General features: G+C 48.4%; 14 protein-coding genes. 2 read left to right on the forward strand and 12 right to left on the reverse strand.

Translation table 11 applies throughout. From position 1 onward, the window contains the following. Positions 1 to 40 precede the first annotated feature (40 nt). Positions 41 to 1,636, forward strand: coding sequence for an ABC-F family ATPase (locus KO512_RS11045; protein ID WP_215952401.1), 1,596 nt, complete (start codon positions 41 to 43; stop codon positions 1,634 to 1,636). A 134-nt stretch (positions 1,637 to 1,770) separates the two neighbouring features. Here the strand turns inward: KO512_RS11045 and KO512_RS11050 are convergent, their stop codons facing one another. The 10 genes from KO512_RS11050 to rapA form a co-directional block, all read right to left on the reverse strand. Further along, positions 1,771 to 2,316: a nitrous oxide reductase accessory protein NosL gene (locus tag KO512_RS11050; protein ID WP_215952402.1), complete on the reverse strand. Its 546-nt coding sequence runs from the start codon at positions 2,314 to 2,316 to the stop codon at positions 1,771 to 1,773. Then, complete coding sequence (locus KO512_RS11055; RefSeq protein ID WP_215952403.1) at positions 2,316 to 3,143, reverse strand: ABC transporter permease; 828 nt, start codon at positions 3,141 to 3,143, stop codon at positions 2,316 to 2,318. Before KO512_RS11055 ends, KO512_RS11050 begins: the two co-directional genes overlap by 1 nt. Beyond that, on the reverse strand, positions 3,140 to 4,078 hold the full coding sequence (locus KO512_RS11060) for an ABC transporter ATP-binding protein (RefSeq protein ID WP_215952404.1): 939 nt from the start codon (positions 4,076 to 4,078) through the stop codon (positions 3,140 to 3,142). Before KO512_RS11060 ends, KO512_RS11055 begins: the two co-directional genes overlap by 4 nt. A 1-nt stretch (position 4,079) precedes the next feature. Continuing rightward, positions 4,080 to 5,438, reverse strand: coding sequence for a nitrous oxide reductase family maturation protein NosD (locus KO512_RS11065; protein WP_215952405.1), 1,359 nt, complete (start codon positions 5,436 to 5,438; stop codon positions 4,080 to 4,082). Between the two features lie 195 nt (positions 5,439 to 5,633). After that, positions 5,634 to 7,544 (reverse strand): TAT-dependent nitrous-oxide reductase, encoded by a 1,911-nt coding sequence (gene nosZ / locus KO512_RS11070; protein ID WP_215952406.1) that lies wholly within the window; start codon positions 7,542 to 7,544, stop codon positions 5,634 to 5,636. Between the two features lie 90 nt (positions 7,545 to 7,634). Beyond that, the gene (nosR, locus tag KO512_RS11075) at positions 7,635 to 9,788 is read right to left on the reverse strand and encodes a transcriptional regulator NosR (RefSeq protein WP_303492578.1); all 2,154 of its coding nucleotides are present in this window, start codon (positions 9,786 to 9,788) and stop codon (positions 7,635 to 7,637) included. 94 nt (positions 9,789 to 9,882) lie between these two features. Next, positions 9,883 to 10,260, reverse strand: a complete 378-nt coding sequence (locus KO512_RS11080) for a copper-binding protein (RefSeq protein WP_215952407.1) — start codon at positions 10,258 to 10,260, stop codon at positions 9,883 to 9,885. 240 nt (positions 10,261 to 10,500) lie between these two features. Beyond that, positions 10,501 to 13,530, reverse strand: coding sequence for an EAL domain-containing protein (locus KO512_RS11085; protein ID WP_215952408.1), 3,030 nt, complete (start codon positions 13,528 to 13,530; stop codon positions 10,501 to 10,503). Between the two features lie 415 nt (positions 13,531 to 13,945). Next, the gene (locus KO512_RS11090; protein ID WP_215952409.1) at positions 13,946 to 15,274 is read right to left on the reverse strand and encodes a DEAD/DEAH box helicase; all 1,329 of its coding nucleotides are present in this window, start codon (positions 15,272 to 15,274) and stop codon (positions 13,946 to 13,948) included. A 56-nt stretch (positions 15,275 to 15,330) separates the two neighbouring features. Continuing rightward, positions 15,331 to 18,204: an RNA polymerase-associated protein RapA gene (gene rapA, locus KO512_RS11095; protein WP_215952410.1), complete on the reverse strand. Its 2,874-nt coding sequence runs from the start codon at positions 18,202 to 18,204 to the stop codon at positions 15,331 to 15,333. A gap of 278 nt (positions 18,205 to 18,482) precedes the next feature. Between rapA and KO512_RS11100 the strand changes: the two genes are divergently transcribed. Continuing rightward, entirely contained in the window at positions 18,483 to 19,781 is a 1,299-nt protein-coding gene (locus KO512_RS11100) for a DEAD/DEAH box helicase (protein ID WP_215952411.1), read from the forward strand. 106 nt (positions 19,782 to 19,887) lie between these two features. Here KO512_RS11100 and KO512_RS11105 read toward each other — a convergent pair whose 3' ends face one another. Further along, positions 19,888 to 21,516, reverse strand: coding sequence for an MFS transporter (locus KO512_RS11105; protein WP_215952412.1), 1,629 nt, complete (start codon positions 21,514 to 21,516; stop codon positions 19,888 to 19,890). Positions 21,517 to 21,871: 355 nt separating this feature from the next. Next, positions 21,872 to 23,530, reverse strand: a complete 1,659-nt coding sequence (leuA, locus tag KO512_RS11110; protein ID WP_215952413.1) for a 2-isopropylmalate synthase — start codon at positions 23,528 to 23,530, stop codon at positions 21,872 to 21,874. Positions 23,531 to 23,916 lie beyond the last annotated feature (386 nt).

The following is a 23,916-nucleotide window of genomic DNA, read 5'->3' on the forward strand; positions in this document are numbered from 1 at the left end:
TAAATTTCTATCTCAACGTTTAAACTGATGGGTTCCTGTTTTGCTAACAACCGCTAATATCACTATGCAGTTTGGTGCCAAGCCACTGTTCGAAAATATCTCTGTTAAGTTTGGTGAGGGTAACCGCTACGGCCTGATCGGAGCGAACGGTTGCGGCAAATCCACCCTGATGAAAATCCTCGGGGGTGATCTAGAACCCTCCGCGGGTAACATCAGCAAAGATCCGAACGAACGGATCGGTAAACTGCGGCAGGATCAGTTCGCGTTTGAAGAGTTTAGCGTGATCGACACTGTCATCATGGGCCATACCGAACTGTGGGAGATTAAGCAGGAACGGGATCGCATCTATAGCCTGCCTGAGATGACCGAAGAGGAAGGTATTCAAGTTGCCGAACTGGAAGTTGAATTTGCCGAGCTCGATGGTTATACCGCCGAATCCCGCGCCGGCGAACTGCTGCTCGGTCTGGATATCCCTACCGCACAGCATTTCGGCCCGATGAGCGAAGTGGCGCCCGGCTGGAAACTACGAGTATTGCTGGCTCAGGCCCTGTTTGCCGATCCCGATATTCTGCTGCTCGACGAACCTACCAACAACTTGGATATCAACACCATCCGTTGGTTGGAAGGCGTATTAAACGACCGTAACAGCACCATGGTTATCATCTCCCACGACCGTCACTTTCTAAACTCAGTCTGCACCCATATGGCTGACTTGGATTACGGTGAGCTACGACTTTATCCCGGTAACTATGACGATTATATGATCGCCTCTACCGCCCTGCAGGAGCGTCTGCAATCGGATAATGCCAAGAAAAAAGCCCAAATTGCCGAACTGCGTAGTTTCGTTAGCCGCTTTTCCGCCAATGCCTCTAAAGCCAAACAGGCCACGTCGCGGGCGCGTCAGATTGAAAAAATCGAACTGAACGATATTAAACCGTCCAGTCGTCAAAGCCCCTATATCCGCTTTGATCAAGAGAAAAAGCTGCACCGTTTAGCCCTTGAAGTCGAAGGGCTCACCAAGGGTTATGGCGGCGAGCCATTAATCAAAGATCTCAGCATGATGGTCGAAGTGGGTGAACGCATCGCAATTATCGGCCCTAACGGTATCGGTAAAACCACCCTATTGAAGAGCCTACAGGGTGAGCTTGAGCTGGACGCTGGGGAAGTCAAATGGTCTGAAAACAGTAACATTGGTTACTATGCTCAGGACCATGCCCACGACTTTGCCGAAGAGAGCAACCTGTTTGACTGGATGTCCCAGTGGACTAAATCCGGCTCAGACGAACAGGTTATTCGTGCTTCTTTGGGCCGGATGCTGTTCTCTCAAAATGAGATTAAAAAATCCGTCAAGGTACTTTCCGGTGGTGAAAAAGGCCGTATGCTGCTGGGTAAACTGATCCTGCAACAGCCCAATATTCTGCTGATGGATGAGCCGACCAACCACATGGATATGGAATCGATTGAAGCGTTGAACCTTGCGTTGGAGAACTTCGATGGCACGCTGATTTTTGTCAGCCATGACCGTGAGTTCGTCTCTTCCCTGGCCACCCGTATTATCGATATGAAAGAAGACGGCCTGACCGACTTCCATGGTGGTTATGAAGAGTATCTGAAGAAACAGGGTATTGCCGGCTGATCCAGCTCAATTGAGCCGCACTTGTTGGTATACGACAGGCGGCAACCCACTTACGAAAAAGCCAGCCCTTAATCGAGCTGGCTTTTTTTGTTTAACCGACAATCTTATTGACTGGCTTTTAGTGAGTAATTCGCTCAGTGCGCGTTGCCCGACATCCCCGGCAGTGAAGCATCGGTGCTCATGCTATTCATACTCACCAGTAGATCCAAGGTAATCTCGTCAAAACGATAGACCTTCCCCCCTTGTGAGGCGGCAAAAGCATCCGCATCCGCCTGAGTTGAGAAGCTCGCCAACGTTGGCCCCATCGCACCACGCTTACCGTGACCGACCACATAAAAAGCCTTTCTGGCATCGATATAGGCTTCATCCTCGGGATGATCCCAAGGTGTCACCGCCATATCGTGCACAAAGACCTCCTGAATATTGTGTTGATTTTCAGGATCGACAATAAAAGCAAACATATCTCGAGTGGAACAGAAACGCATATTACCATGATGTCCTTTAGCATAAAGCTGCCCCTTCGGGCCGGGAAAATTAGTAATAATCATGCCACACAGATGGCACTCAGCACCGCTTTCAATAGCGATAACCTGATGTACCATCCGCTCTTTTTCATCGTCGCCACAACCGCTCAGGAAGGCCAACGGCATAATCAGCAACAGTTTTAACCAATGTTTCATTATAAGCCTCGCTTATTAAAGATCGCCATCGCTAACCCCACCGGTAATGCCAGCCATACCAACAGGCCAGCCAATAACGCCCCAATTGAGAATTGCGACTGCTGGGCGATAGCCATCAAGCCGGTTAGGTTCTGATCGGCAAAATAGGTAATATTCACTAGGCGGAAAATATCCGTTGGATTTAATAACAAGAGATAGGGGAACAGCGTCTCATCCACATTGCCTTGAGTCGTGACCAGCACCCCTAACAGACCAAGATCAAAGACGAGCACAAACACAAACCAGGTGATTAGCGCGATACCGGCGGCCTTCGACTTTTCCGAAACCGATACACTAATGACATAAGCAATGGCGATAAAAATCCACCCTAGCAGCATCGCTGAGAAGATGAACACCGCATAGGGACCAATCAACTCATCCCAACGGGTCGTACCGGAGAAAGCCCCCATCATAATCGCCGATGAGCCAAACCCCACCAGTGTTGAAAAGGCCATCACGGCACCCTGCCCCATCATTTTACCGAGCAGCAACTGCCAACGGGATAAGGGATAGGTCATTAACAGCAGTAGCGTGCCATTTTCATCTTCACCGACCACCCCATCATAGGCCAGCATCAACGCAATCAGCGGAATGATAAATACCGCTAAACTCGCCAAACTGACAATGGTAGAAGACAGGGAGGTAAAGCCGACTTTACCCGCTGCAGCGGCGCCAAAATAAGCCAATCCGATCGCCAATACGGCAAAAATAATACAGATCGATAACACCCAGCGATTACGTAAACCATCGCGAAACTCTTTATTCGCAACCGTCAGAATAGCTCTCATTGGACAAACTCCTGGGTCGATATCGCACCCGTTTGGGTATGGGAGGTAATAAAATGGGTATACAGATTTTCCAGCGAAGGCAGCTGCACATCGAGGTTTTGCAATCCAGGCAACCCGATCAATTGTTGCATCGTGGCCATTTTCTCGGGCAGCGGAACCTCCAGCCTGGTGCCATCACCATCCTGTTTTGCGCTAGCCGTTAGATGCTCAGGAAGTGTTAGCCCCTCACCCTGCACATGAAAGATGGCGGGCAAATTTGCCTGTTGCCGCAGATCGTTGATACTACCTTCAGCCAGCAGTTTACCCTGCCCTAGAATCAGCGCCCGATCGATATATTTTTCGACCCCAGGCAATACATGGGAGCACAAAATAACGGTACAACCCTGCTGTTTCAGCTGCTCTATCCGGCGATAAAAATCTTGGGTAGCGATCGGGTCTAAGCCCACGGTGGGTTCATCCAGCAGTAACAGTTTAGGCTCACCCAACAATGCCTGTGCCAACCCCAAGCGCTGTCGCATCCCTTTAGAGTAGGTTTTTACTCGACGTTTACCCGCCTGTTCAAGCCCTACCTGCGCCAATAAGCCCTGACAGTTTTGCTTTGCGACACCTTTGAGCCGAGCAAAATATTGCAACACCTCAAGCCCTGTTAGCTGATCGTAAAAGCTCACATTCTCCTGTAGAAAACCCAATTTACGGCGCAGATTACGGGCTTCTGATTGGGTCGGATCTTCACCAAACACTCTCACTTGACCGGAGCTCGCTTCAATCAAGCCTAAAATCAATTTGATAGTGGTGGTCTTACCCGCTCCGTTATGACCAAACAGCCCCAGAACTTCACCCTGACGTAATGTTAAATTAAGCTGACTCAACGCACTTACGCCCTGATATTGCTTCTCAACCTGCTGCAGTTCAACAATGTTATTTGCACTTCTCATATCAATTCTCGACCCACTGTTCGCGGTTTAATACCGGTGTCACACTTGAACTAACCGCTGTAGGAGCGGCAAGTGAGGCCGGAATCGTCATTAACGGGTGGCTATCCAACACCCCAGGAGATTTCAGCACCGGAAACTGACGCTGCACCCAACGCAAAGTTTCCACGGCAGGGCTATTAAGCAGCAACTTGGCCGAGGGGAACTTCCATAACAGCTGATCAACACTGTCATTCGGCTCATACACCACATCACCAATACCATCGCTGTCCATATCCCAACCCAAATAATCACTCCAGAAATTCCCTACCCCTACATCAGACCAATCTTGCGTGGTGGTTGCCACATACTTGACCTGTTCTTTATTACTCACAAAGGCATTGCCGCTAAGAATATTTTGTTCTGAACCGGCGGTCAGATGAATGCCGATATCACTCTGGGCAAATAAATTATCGCGCACCTCATTAAATAACGAGTTATAGATAAACAGCGCCTTGCCTTCGAGGCCGGTTAAATTGGTTTGCTGCTGCATGTGAGGATTGTGGGCATTCTGTACCCCGACCACCTGATTCCCCTGAAGCAGAGAGTTGGTGATGTAGTTCATTAAAATGCCGTAGTTGGCATCATTTTCAGAGCGATTATCGATAACCGTCAGATACTTAGACTGCATCAACGCATAGCCGGTACGGGTGTTGCGAGTCACATTATTCTCAATAAGATTATGATAAGAGTACATATAGTGCACGCCATAGCGCAGATCGTGCAGGTAATTACCCACCAGCTCATTCTTATTACTGGTATCGATATAGATACCATCGCGGGTGTGCCACACCTCATTATCCCGGGCGACCGTACCGGTCACATTATAGAGATGGATACCGTTACCCCGATCTGAGGAACGTATAGCCTGATCACCTTCGATTCTATTAGCAACAATCTGGGTACCGGCAGTTGCATCAACCCAGATACCAAACCCACCGCCTTGTAAATAATTATGTTCAATACGGGTATTTTTCGCCGCACGGGAGACAAACACACCGGCATCTAGGGTGGTCAGATTGACACCCCAGTTTTGAATTTTCAAATGATGAATATAGCTACCGGCCGCATCGATTTTCAGTACATGACCCTGATGGTTACCATCGAGGATAGCGTCACCATCACTGCTAAGTTCGACTGGTTGCGAAATAATAAAGTTGCCCTGATAGGTGCCCGCCGCTAAGACGAGCTGATCACCGGGCTGGGCCTGATTTAAATACTGTTGTAGGTTTTCAGACGGTGCTACATTAATCACCGCTGCCTGAGCTGAAAGCCCCAAAAAGAGGCCCACAAGCCCCCATATCCAGGCAGAACGAAAAGCCATACACCACTCCTTAAGAACAACGCAGAGCTAAGTAATCACCTTCAGCCAGCACTCGCTTTGACAAACTAACGACACTAGCAGACACGGCAAAGACAAGGCGTCTTAAAACGCAGTATCACTCAGCGATACTTGCTGAGTGAAAAGAGATAGGGGCTATAAGGTCATGATCTCACCCTATAGCCCATCCAGTTTAGCTTATGCTGGAGACACCAACATCCGCCCGCGCATCTCCATATGCAGAGCGTGGCAGAACCAGTTACAGTAGTACCAATGTACCCCCGGCTTGTCGGCGATAAAGGTAATGGATGAAGTCTGCTGCGGACTGATCTCCATCTGCACCCCATGGTTCACCATACAGAAACCATGACTCACATCTTCGATCTGATCCAAGTTAGTGACCACTACTGTCACCTCATCACCCTGCTTCACACTGAATTCATTCAGGCCGTAGCTAGGGGCAACCGACGTCATATACACCCGCACTTTATTCCCATCGCGAATCACTTTGCTATCGGTTTCCAAGGTTACGCCATCTTTTTTGGCCATCTCAACGGTGGCCGCAAACATCGGATCTTTACGATCATACAGCTTGCGAGTCTTCACTTTAGAGCGATGCACCATGATACAGTCGTGTGGCTCGGCGTATGCAGGGCCATCATGGATCAGCTTCATCTCATCACCCGATATATCGATCAACTGATCGTTTTCTGGATGCAACGGCCCGCATTTAAGGAAGCGGTCTTTCGAGAATTTCTGTAGTGACACCAGATATTTACCATCCACATCGCTGGTTTCACCCATAGTCGTATGGTTATGACCCGGTTGATAATGCACATCCATCTTTTGCACGATGTAGTTTACTTTTTCACCGTTATAAAAACGGATCGCTTTATCGATATCCCACTTACAGATCTGACTATCGATAAACAACGTAGTATAACCATGCCCGCGGTTATCAAACGCCGTATGCAGAGGCCCAAGCCCCAGTTCGACTTCAGCAACAACCGTATCACGCGGCTTAATTTTATCGGCAAACAGATCATCAAACTTAGCCAGCTCAAACACGGTGACGGTCGGTGACAACTTGCCGTTAGCGATCGCGTATTTACCACCGGGGGCGGTATTAATACCGTGCGGGTTTTTAGGCACAGGCACATAACGGGTGACATCCGAACCTTTACGGCCGTCTACAACCGGCACATCAGACCCAGGGAAAGTGGTAAATTTACCGGCCTTAACCGCCGCTTCGATACGTTCGATGTTGAAGATAACCAGATGATCACGTTCATTACGCATAGAGCCCGGCAGATCAATCGCACCTTCCGAGTTATAACAGGTAGAGAACGCATACTTACCCGTGTAATCGGCATCGGTGTTATCAAGGTTACCATCGACAATAATCTGCCAATCGACCTCCATTGTTTCGGCATTGATACCGTTAAATAGGGTGTAGTAACCCTCGATATCATCCATATTCAAGCCATTGTTAGGATGGGGAATCCGGAACTCCGCATTGGCAAAAACATACTTAGTGTAAGGTGCCTTTTGTACCCGCAAACCATGAATAGCCTGGCAGTTAGGCACGGTAGTAATCTTATCGGTCTTCATAATATCACCGCGGATACGCGCCACACGGGTGTTCGCTTTATCGTTGATGAAGATATATTTACCGTCATATTGACCGTCGGTCATCGACATATGCGGGTGGTGAGCATCACCGTTTAATGGCGCATTTTCCCCTAGAATCGCTTTCGATTCGTTGGTCATACCCCAACCGGTTGCACAATCAATATTAAACACCGGGATACGCATCAATTCGCGCATCGAAGGCACACCTAAAATACGCACTTCACCGGAATGACCGCCACTCCAGAAACCATAGTACTCATCCAGCTCACCCGGTCCAACCGAATGGTTATTATCGGATGACGCATGTGCCATAGAGGGCATCAAAGCACCACCCATGGTTGCACCCATAGCCCCAGCAGCCCCCATCAAAGCAGCGGAGCCCCCGAGGAACAAACGACGACTTAGCTTTACATGCTCTGAAGCCTGCGGATCTTCAGTATCGATAGTCGGAAGATTCTTATCTTTTGGATCTATCATGGTGTTGATCTCCACACAATATACGCCAGAATTCATTTCTGGACTGGATTTAATTTAAACGCCCAACCCGCGGCTGGCCGTTAATCGACATCACTGGATTTGCACCACAGGAATGTCACTTAAAGCAGCATCTTGTTTCGCTTTTTTACGTTTTTTAACCACCAGAGGAGGACATTTATCATCCCGATAATAGGTCACCTGGCAATCAAGACACTGGTGGCATTCGTTGGCATTAATATGGCCATCTGGATGAATTGCCTGAATCTCACACTCGTTAGCGCACACCTTGCAGGGCTGACCACACTCCTTACGACGTTTCAGCCAGTCAAATAGACGTAGTCGAGCAGGAATCGCCAGCGCAGCCCCCAGAGGACAGACATAACGGCAATACACTTTGCGGGTAAATAGGTTGATGACTAACAGGAAGATGGCATAGAACACATAACCCCAATCACGCTGAAACTTAAGCAAGAACGTGGTTTTAAATGGCTCGATCTCAGCATAGCGTTCGGCTTCAGCGAGAGACTCCAGTGACACCGCAAATAACCCCAGCAGAATCACATATTTCAACGCCCACAGCCGCTCATGCACTGCGAATGGAATCTCGAACTGTCGAATTTTAAAGAATCGAGCGACTTCATTAATCAGCTCTTGCAGGGCACCGAACGGGCAGAGCCAACCGCAAAAGATCCCCCGTCCCCACAGCAGCATGGTCATCGCCACGAATCCCCAGAGAATAAACAGCATCGGATCCAGCAAAAACAGATCCCAGCGGAAATCATCTTTGAGCGCATGAACAAAGGTAAAGACGTTCACCACCGATAGTTGACCGAGGGTATACCAACCAATAAAGAACACCGTAAATACGAGGTAAACCCGACGAATACCGTGCATCAAGCGTGGATAACGCACCAACACATCCTGAATAAAGATCACGATAAACAGAACCACCAGCGCCACGCATAACACGCCAATCTGAAAAGCGCGCTCTTTCCAAATAGATACCCATAACGCTTCAGGCTCGGGTTCAACAATAGGCGCTGGCCGATCGAGATATTTCTCAGGGGTCAGATAATCCGCATGAAAACTGGTAAAAATACTGTCTAACGCACCGACTTGACGGCGCACTAATAACTCAAGCTGCCAAGGTGTTCCAAGATCAAAATCATACTGGTGACGCACAATAAAGATCGCCATCTCCCTAAAGCCTGGGAAACCATCGATATAGACATCGTCTAAGCGGTAATAATCCGTATCATGGAAGCTGATAACCTTGCCAGACTGCTGCAACTGAGTCCGGTCAAAAATGCCACCACGGACATAACCATTACCTTTGAATGAGTACTGCCCTTCTCCCATCACTGCCAGCGCTTGATCACCCTCCTCTAGTTCGCCCATCAGCCAGTTATACTGCTCATCACCGAGCAGGTTGCGACCAATAGTGGGAATATTCAGAGGGGCATAGAACATATCGATAAACATGCGCTGCTGACGATCTTGATCTGGCTCTCCTTGTGTCGCCGCCGCAGTGCCCTCAAAGGCTTTATCGATGTCCGCTTCCACTAACATTAAGCGGCGGATAGAGCCGTCACCGGTGAGTGTTTGCCAATCGGCTGGTACAAACAGATCGGGCTTTATCGTTGCCGGAGGTGTTGCCGCCTGTTCTGACATTCCCGCCAGCCCCATAATCTGAGCAAACCGACGCGCCGAACGCATAATGGATTCGTTCACCACCATCACTGTCACTGTCGCGCCGGAAATAACGTCAACGTTAACAGCATCGCTATTATTACCCGCCCCGACACGTACCTGATCGCTCACATTCAACCCGATATAAGCGGCCACAAAATCAAACAGTTTCTGCTCTGGAATACCCACCAGCAAAATAGGCTCATGGTGTTCCAGCACCCGAGTGCCACGAATCTTGCCATCGACATCCATCATCACCAGCGTATTTACCGGCTTACCTGAATAGGCGGGAATTTTCACCACATCGTTGGTTTCAAAGGCGTAACCCAGTACCTCTTCGCCGTTATAGACAGTCCAAGCCAACGCTTTACCTTCCGCCACGGGCAACTTTTCACCAATGGAAGTCGCTTGCGAAAAAACCTCTTTAATGGAATCTAACGCTTGAGATTCGGTCACCGGTACCATTGCGCCAACCACCGATGAAAAAACGATCGCCACGATAAGGCAAACACGTGAAAAAAGAGACTGGGGGAACAATCGGTCAATAAATCGCACTTTTATATCCTCACTTGCAAACGAGGTGAATCAGAATCTATAACAACTTGTCGTATCAGGTGGTTTCGCTAAACCTAGCCGATACTAACGGCGACTATTTCAACCACTGAGTGATCGTAAACGTCATCATATGCTCTTGCTTTAAGCGAGCACGGATCTGCTGACCCGGCTTGAAATCGGTAGCAGATAAACCATCAGCCAAATTAAACTTCATCTGCATAGCTGACATAGTCCACTCGGGGATAGGCTCGTGCTGCACAATCAACTGGTTTGATTCAGGTAAAATGCGCTTAATGACACCGACGACAACGACTTCATCGACTATCTCATTCATATTCATACCTGAATGCTGATGCTCGGACTGATGCGCCATCTCGGTAGCACGACTTGAAGGGCTTAGCATAAAGGAGACAACCAAGGCTAAGAAAAGAACGGCTAATGTTGCAGGTGAGTATTTAGCTGTGAAAAACATATCAGGCTCCAAGCAGTATCCATGCGCGAGAATTCAGTATCCATGTGCGACAATTTGTCACACCGCGATGATAACAACGTGGCACAGCCATTTACTTGATATTGATCAAGTTTTAAAAAATCTGAAGAAAATTGAGATAAACTTTGAAGAACTAAGTTGCTAGCGCTACTCAGTAGCGATGAGTTTAAGACTCTCAGACCTGCCACCTTTAGGTCGATGGCGTTAACGAATATCCGTGAATCAATCTTCCTCCCTAGGGGCATTGGGTATCGTCAACCACTGATCTGAAAACGCCTGAGCAGGCAATGGACGGTCAAACAGATACCCTTGACAGTAATCACACTCAATAGCCGTTAACAGCTGTCTCTGGAGCTCAGTTTCGACCCCTTCAGCAATCACTCGAATGCCCAATTTATGTGCCATCACAATGATCGCTTCACAGAGCACAAGATCCTGAGATGCCGGCGACAAGTTCGACACAAAGCTTTGATCAATTTTAAGGTAATCGATATCAAACTGTTTCAGGTAAGACAGAGATGAATAACCGGTACCAAAGTCATCCAATGACACCTCTATGCCATGGTCTCTAAACTGGAGCAATTTATCGGTGATACTACTGCCGGCCTCCATTAACAAACTCTCGGTAATTTCGATGCACAGGTTTGCGGGGTTCAAACCATTCGCTAATCCGTTACCCATAATATTGCCGAACCAATCCGGTTTACAGAAACTTTCATCCAGATATTGAGCGGGGGAAGTGTTAATACTCACCTGTAAATCGGTATTGAAATTCGCTTTCCAAACGGATACCTGACGCACAACTTCGGCAAACACCCAGTTGCCAATATCAACAATTAAGCCGGTTTCTTCGGCTAAAGGAATAAATTCCAGCGGCGGTACCTGGCCTTTGGGGTGATTCCAGCGCAATAACGCTTCAGCCTTAACAACCTTGCCGCTACTCAGGTCAATAATCGGTTGATAATAGACTTCAAACTGCTGCAGCGTAATCGCCTCTCGCAGTTCATTCAGCATCTGCCTACGCTGCTGAGCGGCCTCTTCCATCTCGGGAGTAAAATAATGAAACCGATTACGCCCCTCAGCTTTCGCGGCATACATCGCCTGATCTGCATTTTTCATCAACATCTCAAGCGATTTCGCATCCCCGGGGTACAGCGTAATACCAATACTCGCTGACACAAAAGCGAGGTTGTCATTTAACTCATAAGGATCGCTTAACTGTTTTAATATTTTTTTAGCGATCCGCTCAATCACAACCACATCATCGATATGCCCGAGAATCACCAGAAACTCATCCCCGCCTAAACGGGCAACCGTATCAGATTCTCGAATACAGCTAGTTAAACGTATCGCCGCTTCTTTAAGCAGTAAGTCACCATAATCATGACCGAGGGTATCATTCACCTCTTTGAAGCGATCGAGATCGATCATCATCACCGCAACCTGCTCACCCTCTCGCTTGGAGCTTTTCATTACCTGCTGCAAACGATCCGTAAAAGTACGGCGATTTGGCAGCAATGTCAGAGGATCATAGTGCGCCATCTGAGTTAATTCCGCGCGGGCCTGTTTCTGCTCGATCAGGTTAACATCGATACAATACATATTCTGGCTGTTATCCGCCGCTGTCAGCATCACATGACTGGAGAACACCGGCACCATCGAGCCATCTTTACGCTGTAACTCTAGCTCGGCGGCCGGAATCGGTACTCCTTCATCCAACCAAGCTCGATGTAATTCAACCACCCCCTCACGCATATGTGGGGGAATGATGAGTTCTTCTAAACGCCGCCCCTGAACATCTTCACGGCTATAGCCATAGAGCATTTCACTGGCATCATTCCAATAGATCACGCGACGTTCTTCATCGTAGCCCTGCACCGCAATCGCCGGCAGACTTTCAATCAATTCACGGAACCGAGATTCACTTTCCTGCATCAGCAACTCGGCCTTTTTCTGATCAGTAATATCCAGCATTAACCCACGCAGCCAACGGGGTTTGCCTTTTTCACTGATAACCCTAACCATATCCCGAATCCAAACCGTATCACCGTTGACCGTTAAGAAACGGTATTCAAACAGGTAATCTCGCATCGCGGCCGCCTCTTGCGTGGCATAATTAACCGCCCTATTACGATCATCGGGATGGATATGCTCCGGCCAAAAGCCGGGCTGCAGCCAACTGTCGATCGGGTAGCCCAGAATTCTGACCGCGTTTTCACTCATATAGATAATATCATTGGTATGATAATCGACCTCCCAAACCATACCATCGGAGGTTTCGACTAGGTTTTTAAACCGCTGTTCACTAAGACGATAGGCCGCTTCTGAGCGGTGTAAGCGATAATTCCAATAGATAAAAAACAGCAAGATCAGCGTAATCACCACGCTGATCTTAACGATCTTGTGCAACGCGATACTTTGAGGAAATTCCAGTTGACTCCAGTGATCCAGAATTTGATTACGCTCATTTTCAGAAATATCATCCAGCGCTTTCTGAATAATCCCCGTCAGTAATGTATTCTCCCGATAAACACCGATACGATAGTCACTCTTATAATCAGTATGCCCCGAAAAATTAAGATTAAGAATCGCTTCCTTCTTCATCACATAACTCGCCGCCGTTGCATCTCCGACAAACGCATCGGCTTGCCCTTCAGACACCAGATGCAATGCAGAGCCCATATCGACCGTATTGATAATATTGATATCTGGATAATCGCGACGCAAGAGCTCATCGGTAAAATGCCCTTTGTGAATAGCAACGGTTTTACCCTTGAGTTTATCCAAGGTGCCGACATAGGGGCCTTGTTGACTAACAATCACCGCGGTACTGGAAAGGTAAGGCTCACTAAACGCTAGGTAAACATTTCGCTCATCGGTTTTAACAAGACAGGAAATCAGATCGTATTCGCCTTCACGAGCGGCGTTTAGCACAGCGTTCCATGACGTTTTATCCGCGATAGGAACAAAAGAAACCCCTAACCGCTGCTCCAGTAAGTGGAAGAAATCGGCAGCAATCCCTATATAAACGCCCTCACTGTCAATCCACTCATAGGGGGCGAACTTAGGATCAATACCCAGCTTAAGGACAGGATGTAGCTCTAACCAAGCGATCTCGTCTGACGTCAAGTTCTGTTCACGCCAAGACGCAAAGGTATCCTTTGATTCATCAGCGGCATAGCTCGGCACAGAGGCCAATGCACTCCAAAAAAAACTCATTACAAGGGCTAGCCATGGGGCCATTCTGAGCATCCAACTCTCCAGCAGCAAAGACGGTTCAACTTGAGGTCTTATATGAGTGATCAATCCGATCACCATGTTCATGCTTTATGGGCTTACTCCAAAGACATACGATATCTTGGGATTTATTCATTTAAGGTTTAAATCAATAAAGTAAGCATAGATCTATTTTGTTCAAAATGAGTAACCACTCCGCTTTAATTTTTCATTTATCACGCATTTGTCATTTTGCTAGAAAAATGCAGGATTAAGAGCGTTTGTACTCTATGTTTAACAGGAGGAATGATGTATGACAAAGCAATCAGTCATCACTTTGAGAGGTCGGTTTTGATCAGATATCGATTGAAAATTTACTAAAAACAGCCAACTATTTGAAATAAGAGCGAAAAAAAACCAGCAAGCGCTGGCTTTGTTATTAAATGGTACGTTAATCCGTTTTTTTCTTTTTCAACGGCGCCATGCCATCATCAGACACAATCTCTCGATTCGCTTGTCGGCGGTTTTTGCGATCCTGCGGTGCTTTAACAACCCGTTTAGGCCGACGTGCCACCAGCGTTTTCTCGGGCTTAGCCTTGGCAGCAGGGGCATCTTTAATCCCTTTAAACTTGCCTTTCAGACCGTCCAATTCGCTAAAATTGACCGACTGCTGCAAAAAGCTTTCAACCCGTCGAAAGGCATCCCAATCTTTCGGGCCGACCAATGAAACAGCCACCCCTTTTGCGCCGGCGCGACCCGTACGACCAATACGGTGAACATACTCTTCTGCCTGTTTTGGCATATCGAAGTTAATCACCAGCGAAACCTGCAACAGATCCAAACCACGGGACGCCACATCCGTGGTAATCAGCACCTGCTGCTGTCCTCGGCTGAAGCTATCCATAATCTTATTACGATCGGTTTGGCTCATATCACCGCTTAAAGCGGCCGTTTTTAACCCTTTAGCCGACAGCAATTGCGATAACCGCTCGGTATCGGGGCGGGTGGCGGTGAAAATAATTACCTGCTGATAGGTTTCTGTTTCCAGAATTCGTTCAAGCAATGCCTGCTTGTGATCGAGATGATCCGTGAGATAAAAACGTTTTTCAATATCCGCATGCTCAGCATTCGCTGCACCGATAGCGATCCGCTTAGGCGCTTTCAGCAAGGTTTTAGCCATGCTATTCACCGCGGCGTGTTCTAGCGTGGCAGAAAACATCAGCGTCTGACGCAGGCGGTGACTGGCCGTTTGATTGATCCGATTCAACTGCTCGGTGAAACCTAGATCGAGCATCCGATCGGCTTCATCCAGAATCAATAGCTCGAGGCCATCTAAAAACAGCGACCGTTCATCCAGATGATTCACCAAGCGCCCTGGCGTAGCAACCACCACATGGGGGTTTTTCGCCAACGCTTTCGCCTGATCGTTGAAGTTTTCACCACCCAGCACCAACGCCGCTTTATAGGTCGTGCCACTGATCAAACTACGCAGTTGTGCATAAACCTGCTTCGCCAGTTCGCGGGTTGGCGCCAGAATCAGCGCCCGCGGATCCTTTTTACTCAGTGCCTTTTGCCGCATCAACCGCTGCATCGTCGGCAACAGGTAAGCCAGTGTTTTACCGGAGCCTGTTTTGGATGAGGCTATCAGGTCATGGCCAGTAATCGCCGTTGGCACTGCCCGCGCCTGAATCTCCGTCGGTTCGGAAATCCCCTGATGATCAAGAATCGTGCTGAGCCGAGGATCAAGCCCCAGATCGGTAAAGTTTTCAGCGTTGGACAAAGCTTGCTCCGGTTAGGCTAAATTCATCTGTACATTGCTAGCAATATTAGCAGACATTAAGTGGCAACAATCACACGAATCGCATCAAGCTTCAGTGAAGCGCTATCCAGATGATGCTCCAATGCTGCACGGTTCTCGGCCAGATAATCGATCTCTTCCTGCCGAATGTTAGGGTTCACCGCCGCCAACGCGGTCAAGCGTTCCTGCTCAGCACCCAGCAGTTTATCAACGTTCTGCTTCGACTCAAGCAACATCGCCGGTAACTGGGTTTCAGCAATACCTTCTACCCGCTTAACCATCTTATCGATATCAGGTCGGGTATGCTTCACAATTTCAACCGCCTGACGCCGACCGACTCGCTCAGCCAGATTATTGATATGCGCTTCGGTCAAAATGGCGCTGAGATCGGTACCATTGGTATCAACGACAATACGGCTCAGCGTCTGGGGCAGATAACGCTGCACTTGCAACGGTTTCGGCGCGGCGCAATGCAGGGTATAGATAGCTTCCAGCAACAGTGTTCCGGGCTTCAACGGCGGCAGTTTGATCGAGCAAACCGCCGTATTACCAAAATCACCGTTCACCACGATATCCATCGTGCCTAATACCAGCGGGTGTTCCCAAGTCATAAACTGGATATCTTCCCGCCCTAACGCCAACGCACGGCTATAGGTTGCGGTCATACCATCCTCGGGCAAACCTGGCAGACTTTCATAGTGCATATGTTCGCCCGGGCTCAGGATAATGCTCTGACTGCTGTGCACCTGCTGTTCGACACCAAACTGATCGAACATACGTTCCATATAGCGACTCAGCTCAATACTGTTGCCGGTCACTTCCATACTTTCGACAATCGCTTGCGCTTTTTCTGGATTGCAGGAATTAAGTTCCAACAATTGATCACGCCCCTGTTGCAACTGCTCTAACAGACGGTCAGCTTCCAAACGGGTGCTAGCAATCAACGATTCGATATTCGCTTCATCATATTCATCAAACAGCGCGGGAATCAGTTGCTCTAGGAACTGATCAAACAACACCTGCCCCACTGGGCAAGCCCGTTCAAAACAGTTTAGGCCGCGATGAAACCAATCCAACAAAGTAGATTGGGCACTGAATTCGTAGTGCGGCACATGGATCTGCACATCGTTGCGCTGACCAATCCGATCCAGACGACCAATCCGCTGTTCCAACAGATCGGGGTTCAGCGGTAGATCAAACAACACCAGATGACTGGCAAACTGAAAGTTACGCCCCTCACTGCCAATCTCAGAACAGATCAATACCTGAGCACTATCATCTTCATCCGCAAAATAGGCCGCTGCACGGTCGCGGTTAACGAGGCTCATACCTTCATGGAAAACCGATGAACGAATCCCCTCATACAAACGCAGATGCGCTTCCAAGGATTTCGCCGTATTCGCATAGGCACAAATCACCAGTGCTTTCTGATCTCGGTTTTCTTTTAACCAATTAACCAACCACTCAACCCGAGGGTCGGCCTCCAACCAACGGTCCGCCAATATCAGCTCGGGATGAAGTCGCTCCTCCAGATCCGCTTGCGCCATCAGTTGCCGCTCACTCTCCAAATAGAAATCGGGTTCGGCTAACGGATAACTATGCAGGATTCGTTTCGGGAAACCGCTCACGCCATCACGGGTATTACGGAACAGGACTCGGCCGGTGCCATGTTGATCCAGTAGGCTCGCCACGGCATCTTGAATAGCCTGATCGAGAGAATCGTTATACAGTTCATCCTGCAATTGCTGGACAACCTCATCGCCAAGGTAATGGCGCAACTGTGAAAAGACTTCCGGCGCATCCTGCAGCTGTTCACGGGCATCTTCGGCCAATAACTGCGCCACCAACTGACTTACCGGCTGATAGCTTTCCTCTTCGGAGCGAAACTGCTCAAGACTGTAATAACGATCCGGATCGAGCAGACGCAAGCGGGCAAAGTGACTATCGACACCCAACTGCTCAGGCGTTGCCGTCAGCAGCAATAAGCCTTTCACTTCACGAGCCAAGGCTTCAATACAGATATATTCTGGGCTAGACAGCTCTTCAGACCAAACCAGATGATGGGCCTCGTCGACCACTAACATATCCCAACCGGCATCCAACGCCTGTACTAAGCGGTCTGGGCTCGATTTGAGGAAAGAGAGATTGCACAATACCAACTGAGCCGTATCGAACGGATTAACGCCTTCATCGGAAAGCTCTAACGCTTCACAACGTAATTCATCAAGAATGGTAAAACGCAGATTAAAGCGTCGCAGCATCTCGATTAGCCATTGATGCACTAGGCTGTCCGGCACCACAATCAATGCCCGAGACGCTTTACCGCTAATCAGTTGCTGATGCAGGATAAGCCCCGCTTCAATGGTTTTACCCAAGCCCACTTCATCCGCCAGCAACACCCGTGGCGCAAACCGTTGGGCGACCTGATGAGCGATATACAACTGATGAGGTAATAATTGCACCCGAGGGCCGAGTAAGCCATAACTCTCAGATTGCAGATGATTAAACTGATTTTTGAGGGTTTCAACCCGCAGTCTAAACTGTGAAAGCTTATCAACCTGCCCGGCAAACAGACGGTCATGGGGTTTACTGAAATGGACTGCGCTATCGAGATCGCGCTCTTCCAATACCAGTACTTCGCCCTGCGCATCTTCGGCCTGATAGACCATATAGCCATTCAGTTCTTGTTGCGCCGTAATGGTGACCTTTACACCGGCGGCATTACGTACTTGCTCGCCTACCGGATAGATCACCCGACTCAGCGGTGCATTATCAACCGCATAAGTACGTTCCTCTTCGACGGCAGGAAACAACATTTCAACACGACGATTCGATACGCTGGTTACCAACCCCAGCCCCAGATTTGATTCGGTATTACTGATCCAGCGTTGGCCGGGAATAAATTCAGACAAAAGACAGCTCTCAAACAGAATACGATAGAAACGACACCCGTAAATGACGATAGTCGAAATATAAATGCATATTTCAAAACCATCGCCAATTTTAACCGGTCAGCGCGGAATGATAGGCGTTGTGGAGGTCTACCTCAAGGCGCAATCTCAATCACTGGCCAATATAGGAAAATATTCGTTAAATAGTCCCCATAAAGGCACTATTCACCACGCTGCCAAATATCAGAATTGACAAAAATAAGGTATGCTTGCGCCTTTAAATCTGTGAGTACTCTTCGATGTTCTTTATCGACCTAAACCTGGATCTTGAAATTCTGGGCCCACTGGCTGACAACAATTTCCTCAGCCCCCGTCCGATTCAGCAACAGGCAATCCCTGTCGCGCTGGAAGGCTTCGATCTGTTGGCCTCTGCCCCGACGGGAACAGGTAAAACACTCGCCTTTGTGTTGCCAGCACTACAGAAGGTATTCGATAGCGAGCAAGATCGCAGCAGTGCACCACAGATATTGATTCTGGCTCCGACTCGGGAACTGGCAAAACAGATCTATCAGGTGGTTCAGCTACAAACCCAGACCAACCGCATTAAAAGCTGCCTGATAGTCGGTGGTGTGCCCTTTGGTATGCAAAAAGGGATGCTGGCTGAACCGATCGACATTATGATCGCTACCCCCGGACGCCTACTGGAGCTGAATGCTCAGGAATGGCTCGATCTATCGACGGTAGATATGCTGGTTATCGATGAAGCCGACCGAATGCTCGATCTGGGCTTTATCCACGACATCAAGCAGATTGCCGACGTTCTCCCACTGGAACGTCAAACATTGATGTTTTCGGCCACCCTTGAAGGTGAAAAGATTCAGCGATTCGCCGCTGACCTGCTGAACGAAGATTCACAGATTGTCGCCGTCGAACAGCCTCGGCAGATCCCGACGAACATCGAACAAACGGTCTATCGAGCCGACAACGAAAAGCACAAAGAATACCTACTTAAAGCGCTGATTCATCAGCCAGAGCTCAAACAAGGGATTATCTTTGTTAACAGCCGTAAACAGGTTGAGCAGTGGGTTACCATTATCCGTAATGCAGGCATGCTCTGTTACGGCCTACATGGCGATATGCGCCAGAGCGAACGTACTCAGCGGATTAAAGAGATGCGTCGCGGACGGATCAAACTGATCATCGCTACCGATGTGGTTGGCCGCGGCCTCGATCTACCCGATCTGACCCATGTTATTAACCTTTATCTGCCGATGAAAGCCGATAGTTATGTTCACCGCGCGGGTCGCTCTGGTCGTGACGGCGCCAAAGGTACCGTCTGGTCGATTGTTGAACCGTTAGATTGGGCAACACTGGGCAAAATCGAGCGTTTTATTGGCGATCAATTAACCCGAGCAACCTTTCCCGGCCTCGCACCGAAAAATCCAGAACCCGGCAAAGGCAGCGGCAAAGCCAAACCGAAAAAGCCTAAAGTGAAAAACAAAAAAGCGGTTGCTAAAGCGGCCGCTAAAAAGGCGGCGTCACAGAAAAAATCGCCCAAGAAACGGGTCGGTCGTGGGCCGAAAAAACCTAAAGCTTAAACTTTTTGTGTTAACGCGCAGATCTTAAGTACGACGTCCAAGAGCCACCCAACGGTGGCTTTTGTTTGTCTGACTGACACACTTTAGGTTCTGTTTTATCCTCACTCTAAGTCGCCGAGGCGGCAACCAACTCATCTTCTTCATCCTGCTCGCGGATAATATGCTCCATCATCGAATCAATCTCGGTACGTTCAAGATCATCAGCGCCATCAACCAGCGCCTCCAACAACATCGCATTGATCCGCTCTTTACGCAGCACAAACAGATCACGCAATGAATAAGCAATCGCTAACCGATCATCAGGAAATAACTGCACTAATCGCTTAATCAATTCACCCGAACCTTTGGGCAACGCCAATACCATATGGATAGCAACATCCTGAGGTTTCAAGGAAGACCCTTCCAGCGCGGTACTAATCAAAATGCCGGGATCTTTCGGATATTGCCCCAATGCCACTAACAGCAGTTTGAGCTCAGGATCACCAATTTCAGCCAAGTTATAATTGAGCTGAGGATCAAGCACCGATGTACCGACGGATGTCTGCATACTGATCTGATACTTCGAATGGCTCTCGAGGGTTTCGGTTCGCACATAGAGCTTACGCACGATTAAGAAGATGCCCACCAAGAGGTGAACCGCCACTAAATAGTAGTACAACCAAACACTATCGAACTGAGTCATCAAAAAACCAGCAATAATAGGCCCTAGCACCCCGCCACAGCCCAGCAAGATCTGCATGGTACTGGTAGCTGATATCGCCTCTTTAGTATCGATATGATCAAACACTTGAGTCACAGCCAATGGAAAGAGTGCAACCCCTGAACCACCTGAAACCAAAAACAGTACCACGAGCATTTCGATCGGCATCGCCACAAAATTTTCTGCAACAATCAGTAAATTACTGACCACTCCCAACACCATCAAGCCAGCGGCGACCGAGCGTTTATCATAACGATCGGCCAACCAACCCACCGGATACTGAGTCAGTAAACCACCCAGTTGATAAGAGCCTAATACCAGTGATAACCAGATACCGGTAATGCCGTGGTCGTAGGCATAAAGAGAGATTAGCGACACACTCGCCGCGCTAATTAAGCCGGCACAAAAACATGACAACGTACCCGACGGCGAATAGCCCCATAACCGTTTGGGAGACATCGCCCGGGGGCGACTAGGCAGTTCAGGCAGAGGTAAGCGACTCATCGACATGATAATCAACGAGATACAGAGAAATACACCGATCAAACCGAACAAGCGGGGATCATGTTCACTGGAGAGACTGAACAGAAAAGGCGCAGAACCAAAGCCAATCGCAAAACAGATCTGATAGGTACTAAATACGGTTCCTCGATTGCGCTTATCACTGAGCACATTAAGCCAACTTTCCAGCGTTATAAAGCTAGTGACAAAGCAAAATCCAGCCACCATACGTAAACCGCCGGTAATCCAGATATTAAGAAAATAACTGTGACACACGGAAACAATTGCCAACATCGCAGCCATGGAGGAAAACGCCCGTATATGCCCCGCCCTCAACACGGCTCGAGAACCAAAAATACCGGCCATAATCGCGCCAACCGCGAACATACTCATCGCCATACCGATATCAGACGATGCAAAACCGCCCTCTTTAAGCCGAATAGGTAACATCACAAAAAACAGATTATGACTTACCGCTACCGCGAAGATAGAGAAGAGAATCGGCTGAATCCGAAGCAAAATATTCGTCTGCATTATGTTGTTAACCCACTAAAAGAGATCCGCAACGGATAGCCTATATTGTTCAACTAAGGCACACCCTGACAGATTTGCGTCGTTACCCTGCACGGCGGCTAATACCCCGTACCACTGAGTTAAAACCATACCGAGTTAAAATTATTTCAGCAAACCTGTTTCAGCAATCGAGGCATCTAAAGCTGAAAACTCAGCCTACGGTATCAATAGTCGAAGGAATAGAAGTAAAGCGAGGAATAATTGAACGGAGAAGAGTAACGCTATTGAGGTTAAACGAACGACCTGAAGCAGCCACAGAGAGATGGAGCATAAGCAAAACCCGGCAATTCAGACCGAGTTTTGCCTATTCATAACATTAAGCAGCTTGTGTGACTTCAAGCCCAGTACGGCTAAAAGCAGTCAACATCGCTTGCAAGGTCGCCGCCGATGTATCGCCGGCCACCGCGACAGCACAATATTCGACACCATTGATCTGTACCGCAATCGACGCTTGCGCTTTAGCGTCAGTACCACCACTGATCGCATGTTGATCAAACTGCACCACCTCAATAGCGCAGTTAAACGCCGTGGTTAGCGCCGAACACAACGCTTCAAGCGCACCGGCCCCCTCACCATTGAACGGCTGATGTCCTATGCGAAAGCGAGCGCTGACATGATGTTCGTCGGTATGCAGATCATAGTCTTCCAACCGCCACTGTGTTGGCACCGAAATAAAATGCTCATCAAACAGTCGTTTAATATTAGTAGGCGATACTTCGACACCGCTTTCCTCGGCCGCCGACTGAACCACACTGCTCAATGATGCATGCATCCATTTTGGCAGGCTAATCGCATAATCACGCTCCAATACCAGCGCCACGCCACCTTTCCCACTCTGCGAGTTGATGCGCACAATCTCTTCATATTCGCGGCCAATATCACGCGGATCAATCGGCAGATAAGCCACATCCCAATGTGGCTTATTGTGCTCAGTGTGATAGTTCACGGACTTGCGAATCGCATCCTGATGACTACCGGAAAAAGCGGTATAGACTAATTCCCCAGCCCAAGGATGACGCACCCCAACCGGAATACCGGTGCAGCTTTCTACCACTTCGTTAATCTCCATAATATTGGAGAAATCCAATGCTGGGTCAATCCCTTGAGAATACAGGTTCATCCCCATGGTGATAATATCCATATTACCGGTACGCTCACCATTGCCCATCAGAGTGCCTTCAATACGGTCCGCCCCCGCCAACACGCCCAACTCGGCTGCAGCCACCGCACAACCACGATCATTATGGGTATGCAGACTAATACGCACATGCTGGCGATTGACTAAATTACGACAGAAATATTCAACCTGATCCGCAAAACGGTTCGGGGTGGACATTTCGACGGTCGCTGGCAAATTAATAATAATGTCGCGACCACTCTCTGGCTGCCACTGCTCAATCACGGCATCACAGACTTCAATGGCATAATCCATCTCAGTGCCACTAAAACTTTCGGGCGAATACTGAAACGACCACTGTGTATCAGGATGCTGCTGTGCATACTGCTGCACCCATTTAGCCCCCTGTACCGCAATAGCCTTGATCCCTTCTCGAGACTGACCAAACACCTGTTCACGCTGTACCGTCGAAGTGGAGTTATACACATGAATAACCGCTTTTTTAACCCCAGCCATCGCTTCATAAGTACGTTTAATCAGCTCTTCACGTGCCTGAGTCAACACCTGAATGGTGACATCATCGGGAATGCGTTGCTCATCCACCAGCTTACGAACAAAATCAAAATCAGGCTTCGATGCCGATGGAAATCCAACCTCAATCTCTTTAAAGCCCAACTTCACTAACAGGTCGAAAAGACGCGTTTTCTGTTCAACACTCATCGGATTTACGAGCGCCTGATTACCGTCCCGTAGATCAACACTACACCAGTCAGGTGCCTGTGTGAGCGTATTGTCTGGCCAAGTACGGTCAGTCAAACGGATCGGTTCAAATGCTTTGTATTTACGATGATCGAACATAGTCTCGTCCTGCTAAGTCCTGCCAATGGCAGTATCGGGTTTAAAATCGTTATAAATTATTAACGTTTCATTTGAATTGAAATCCCGCGCAACAAGGCGCGGGATCAAATCGCTCTCTGGCATACTTTTGGTATGCCTCTATCAGCCCGGTAGACTGGCGCTTAAACCTGATTAAACACTTTTGGTGCTGTCATCCACATCCGCTGATAACGGCATGCTTTGGTGGCTCTCGGCAACATCGATCACGGCAGCGATCAATAGAGCAAAGTTTAAAGGGATTGCTGCGCAATAACCGCGCTAAATAATAAAAAATAAACAAAATTGCGCAATTAAAATAAATAAAATAAACTAAATCATTACATAAAATTGCGCCAAGAGAGCAAAGC

The organism is Amphritea atlantica (genome assembly GCF_018860855.1).
Lineage (GTDB): Bacteria > Pseudomonadota > Gammaproteobacteria > Pseudomonadales > Balneatricaceae > Amphritea > Amphritea atlantica_A.

Coding starts and splice junctions, on each gene's coding strand:
- KO512_RS11050 (WP_215952402.1), bottom strand. CDS start 2,316: ATGAAACATTGGTTAAAACTGTTGCTGATTATGCCGTTGGCCTTCCTG.
- KO512_RS11055 (WP_215952403.1), bottom strand. CDS start 3,143: ATGAGAGCTATTCTGACGGTTGCGAATAAAGAGTTTCGCGATGGTTTA.
- KO512_RS11060 (WP_215952404.1), bottom strand. CDS start 4,078: ATGAGAAGTGCAAATAACATTGTTGAACTGCAGCAGGTTGAGAAGCAA.
- KO512_RS11065 (WP_215952405.1), bottom strand. CDS start 5,438: ATGGCTTTTCGTTCTGCCTGGATATGGGGGCTTGTGGGCCTCTTTTTG.
- nosZ (WP_215952406.1), bottom strand. CDS start 7,544: ATGATAGATCCAAAAGATAAGAATCTTCCGACTATCGATACTGAAGAT.
- KO512_RS11080 (WP_215952407.1), bottom strand. CDS start 10,260: ATGTTTTTCACAGCTAAATACTCACCTGCAACATTAGCCGTTCTTTTC.
- KO512_RS11085 (WP_215952408.1), bottom strand. CDS start 13,530: ATGCTCAGAATGGCCCCATGGCTAGCCCTTGTAATGAGTTTTTTTTGG.
- KO512_RS11100 (WP_215952411.1), top strand. CDS start 18,483: ATGTTCTTTATCGACCTAAACCTGGATCTTGAAATTCTGGGCCCACTG.
- KO512_RS11105 (WP_215952412.1), bottom strand. CDS start 21,516: ATGCAGACGAATATTTTGCTTCGGATTCAGCCGATTCTCTTCTCTATC.
- leuA (WP_215952413.1), bottom strand. CDS start 23,530: ATGTTCGATCATCGTAAATACAAAGCATTTGAACCGATCCGTTTGACT.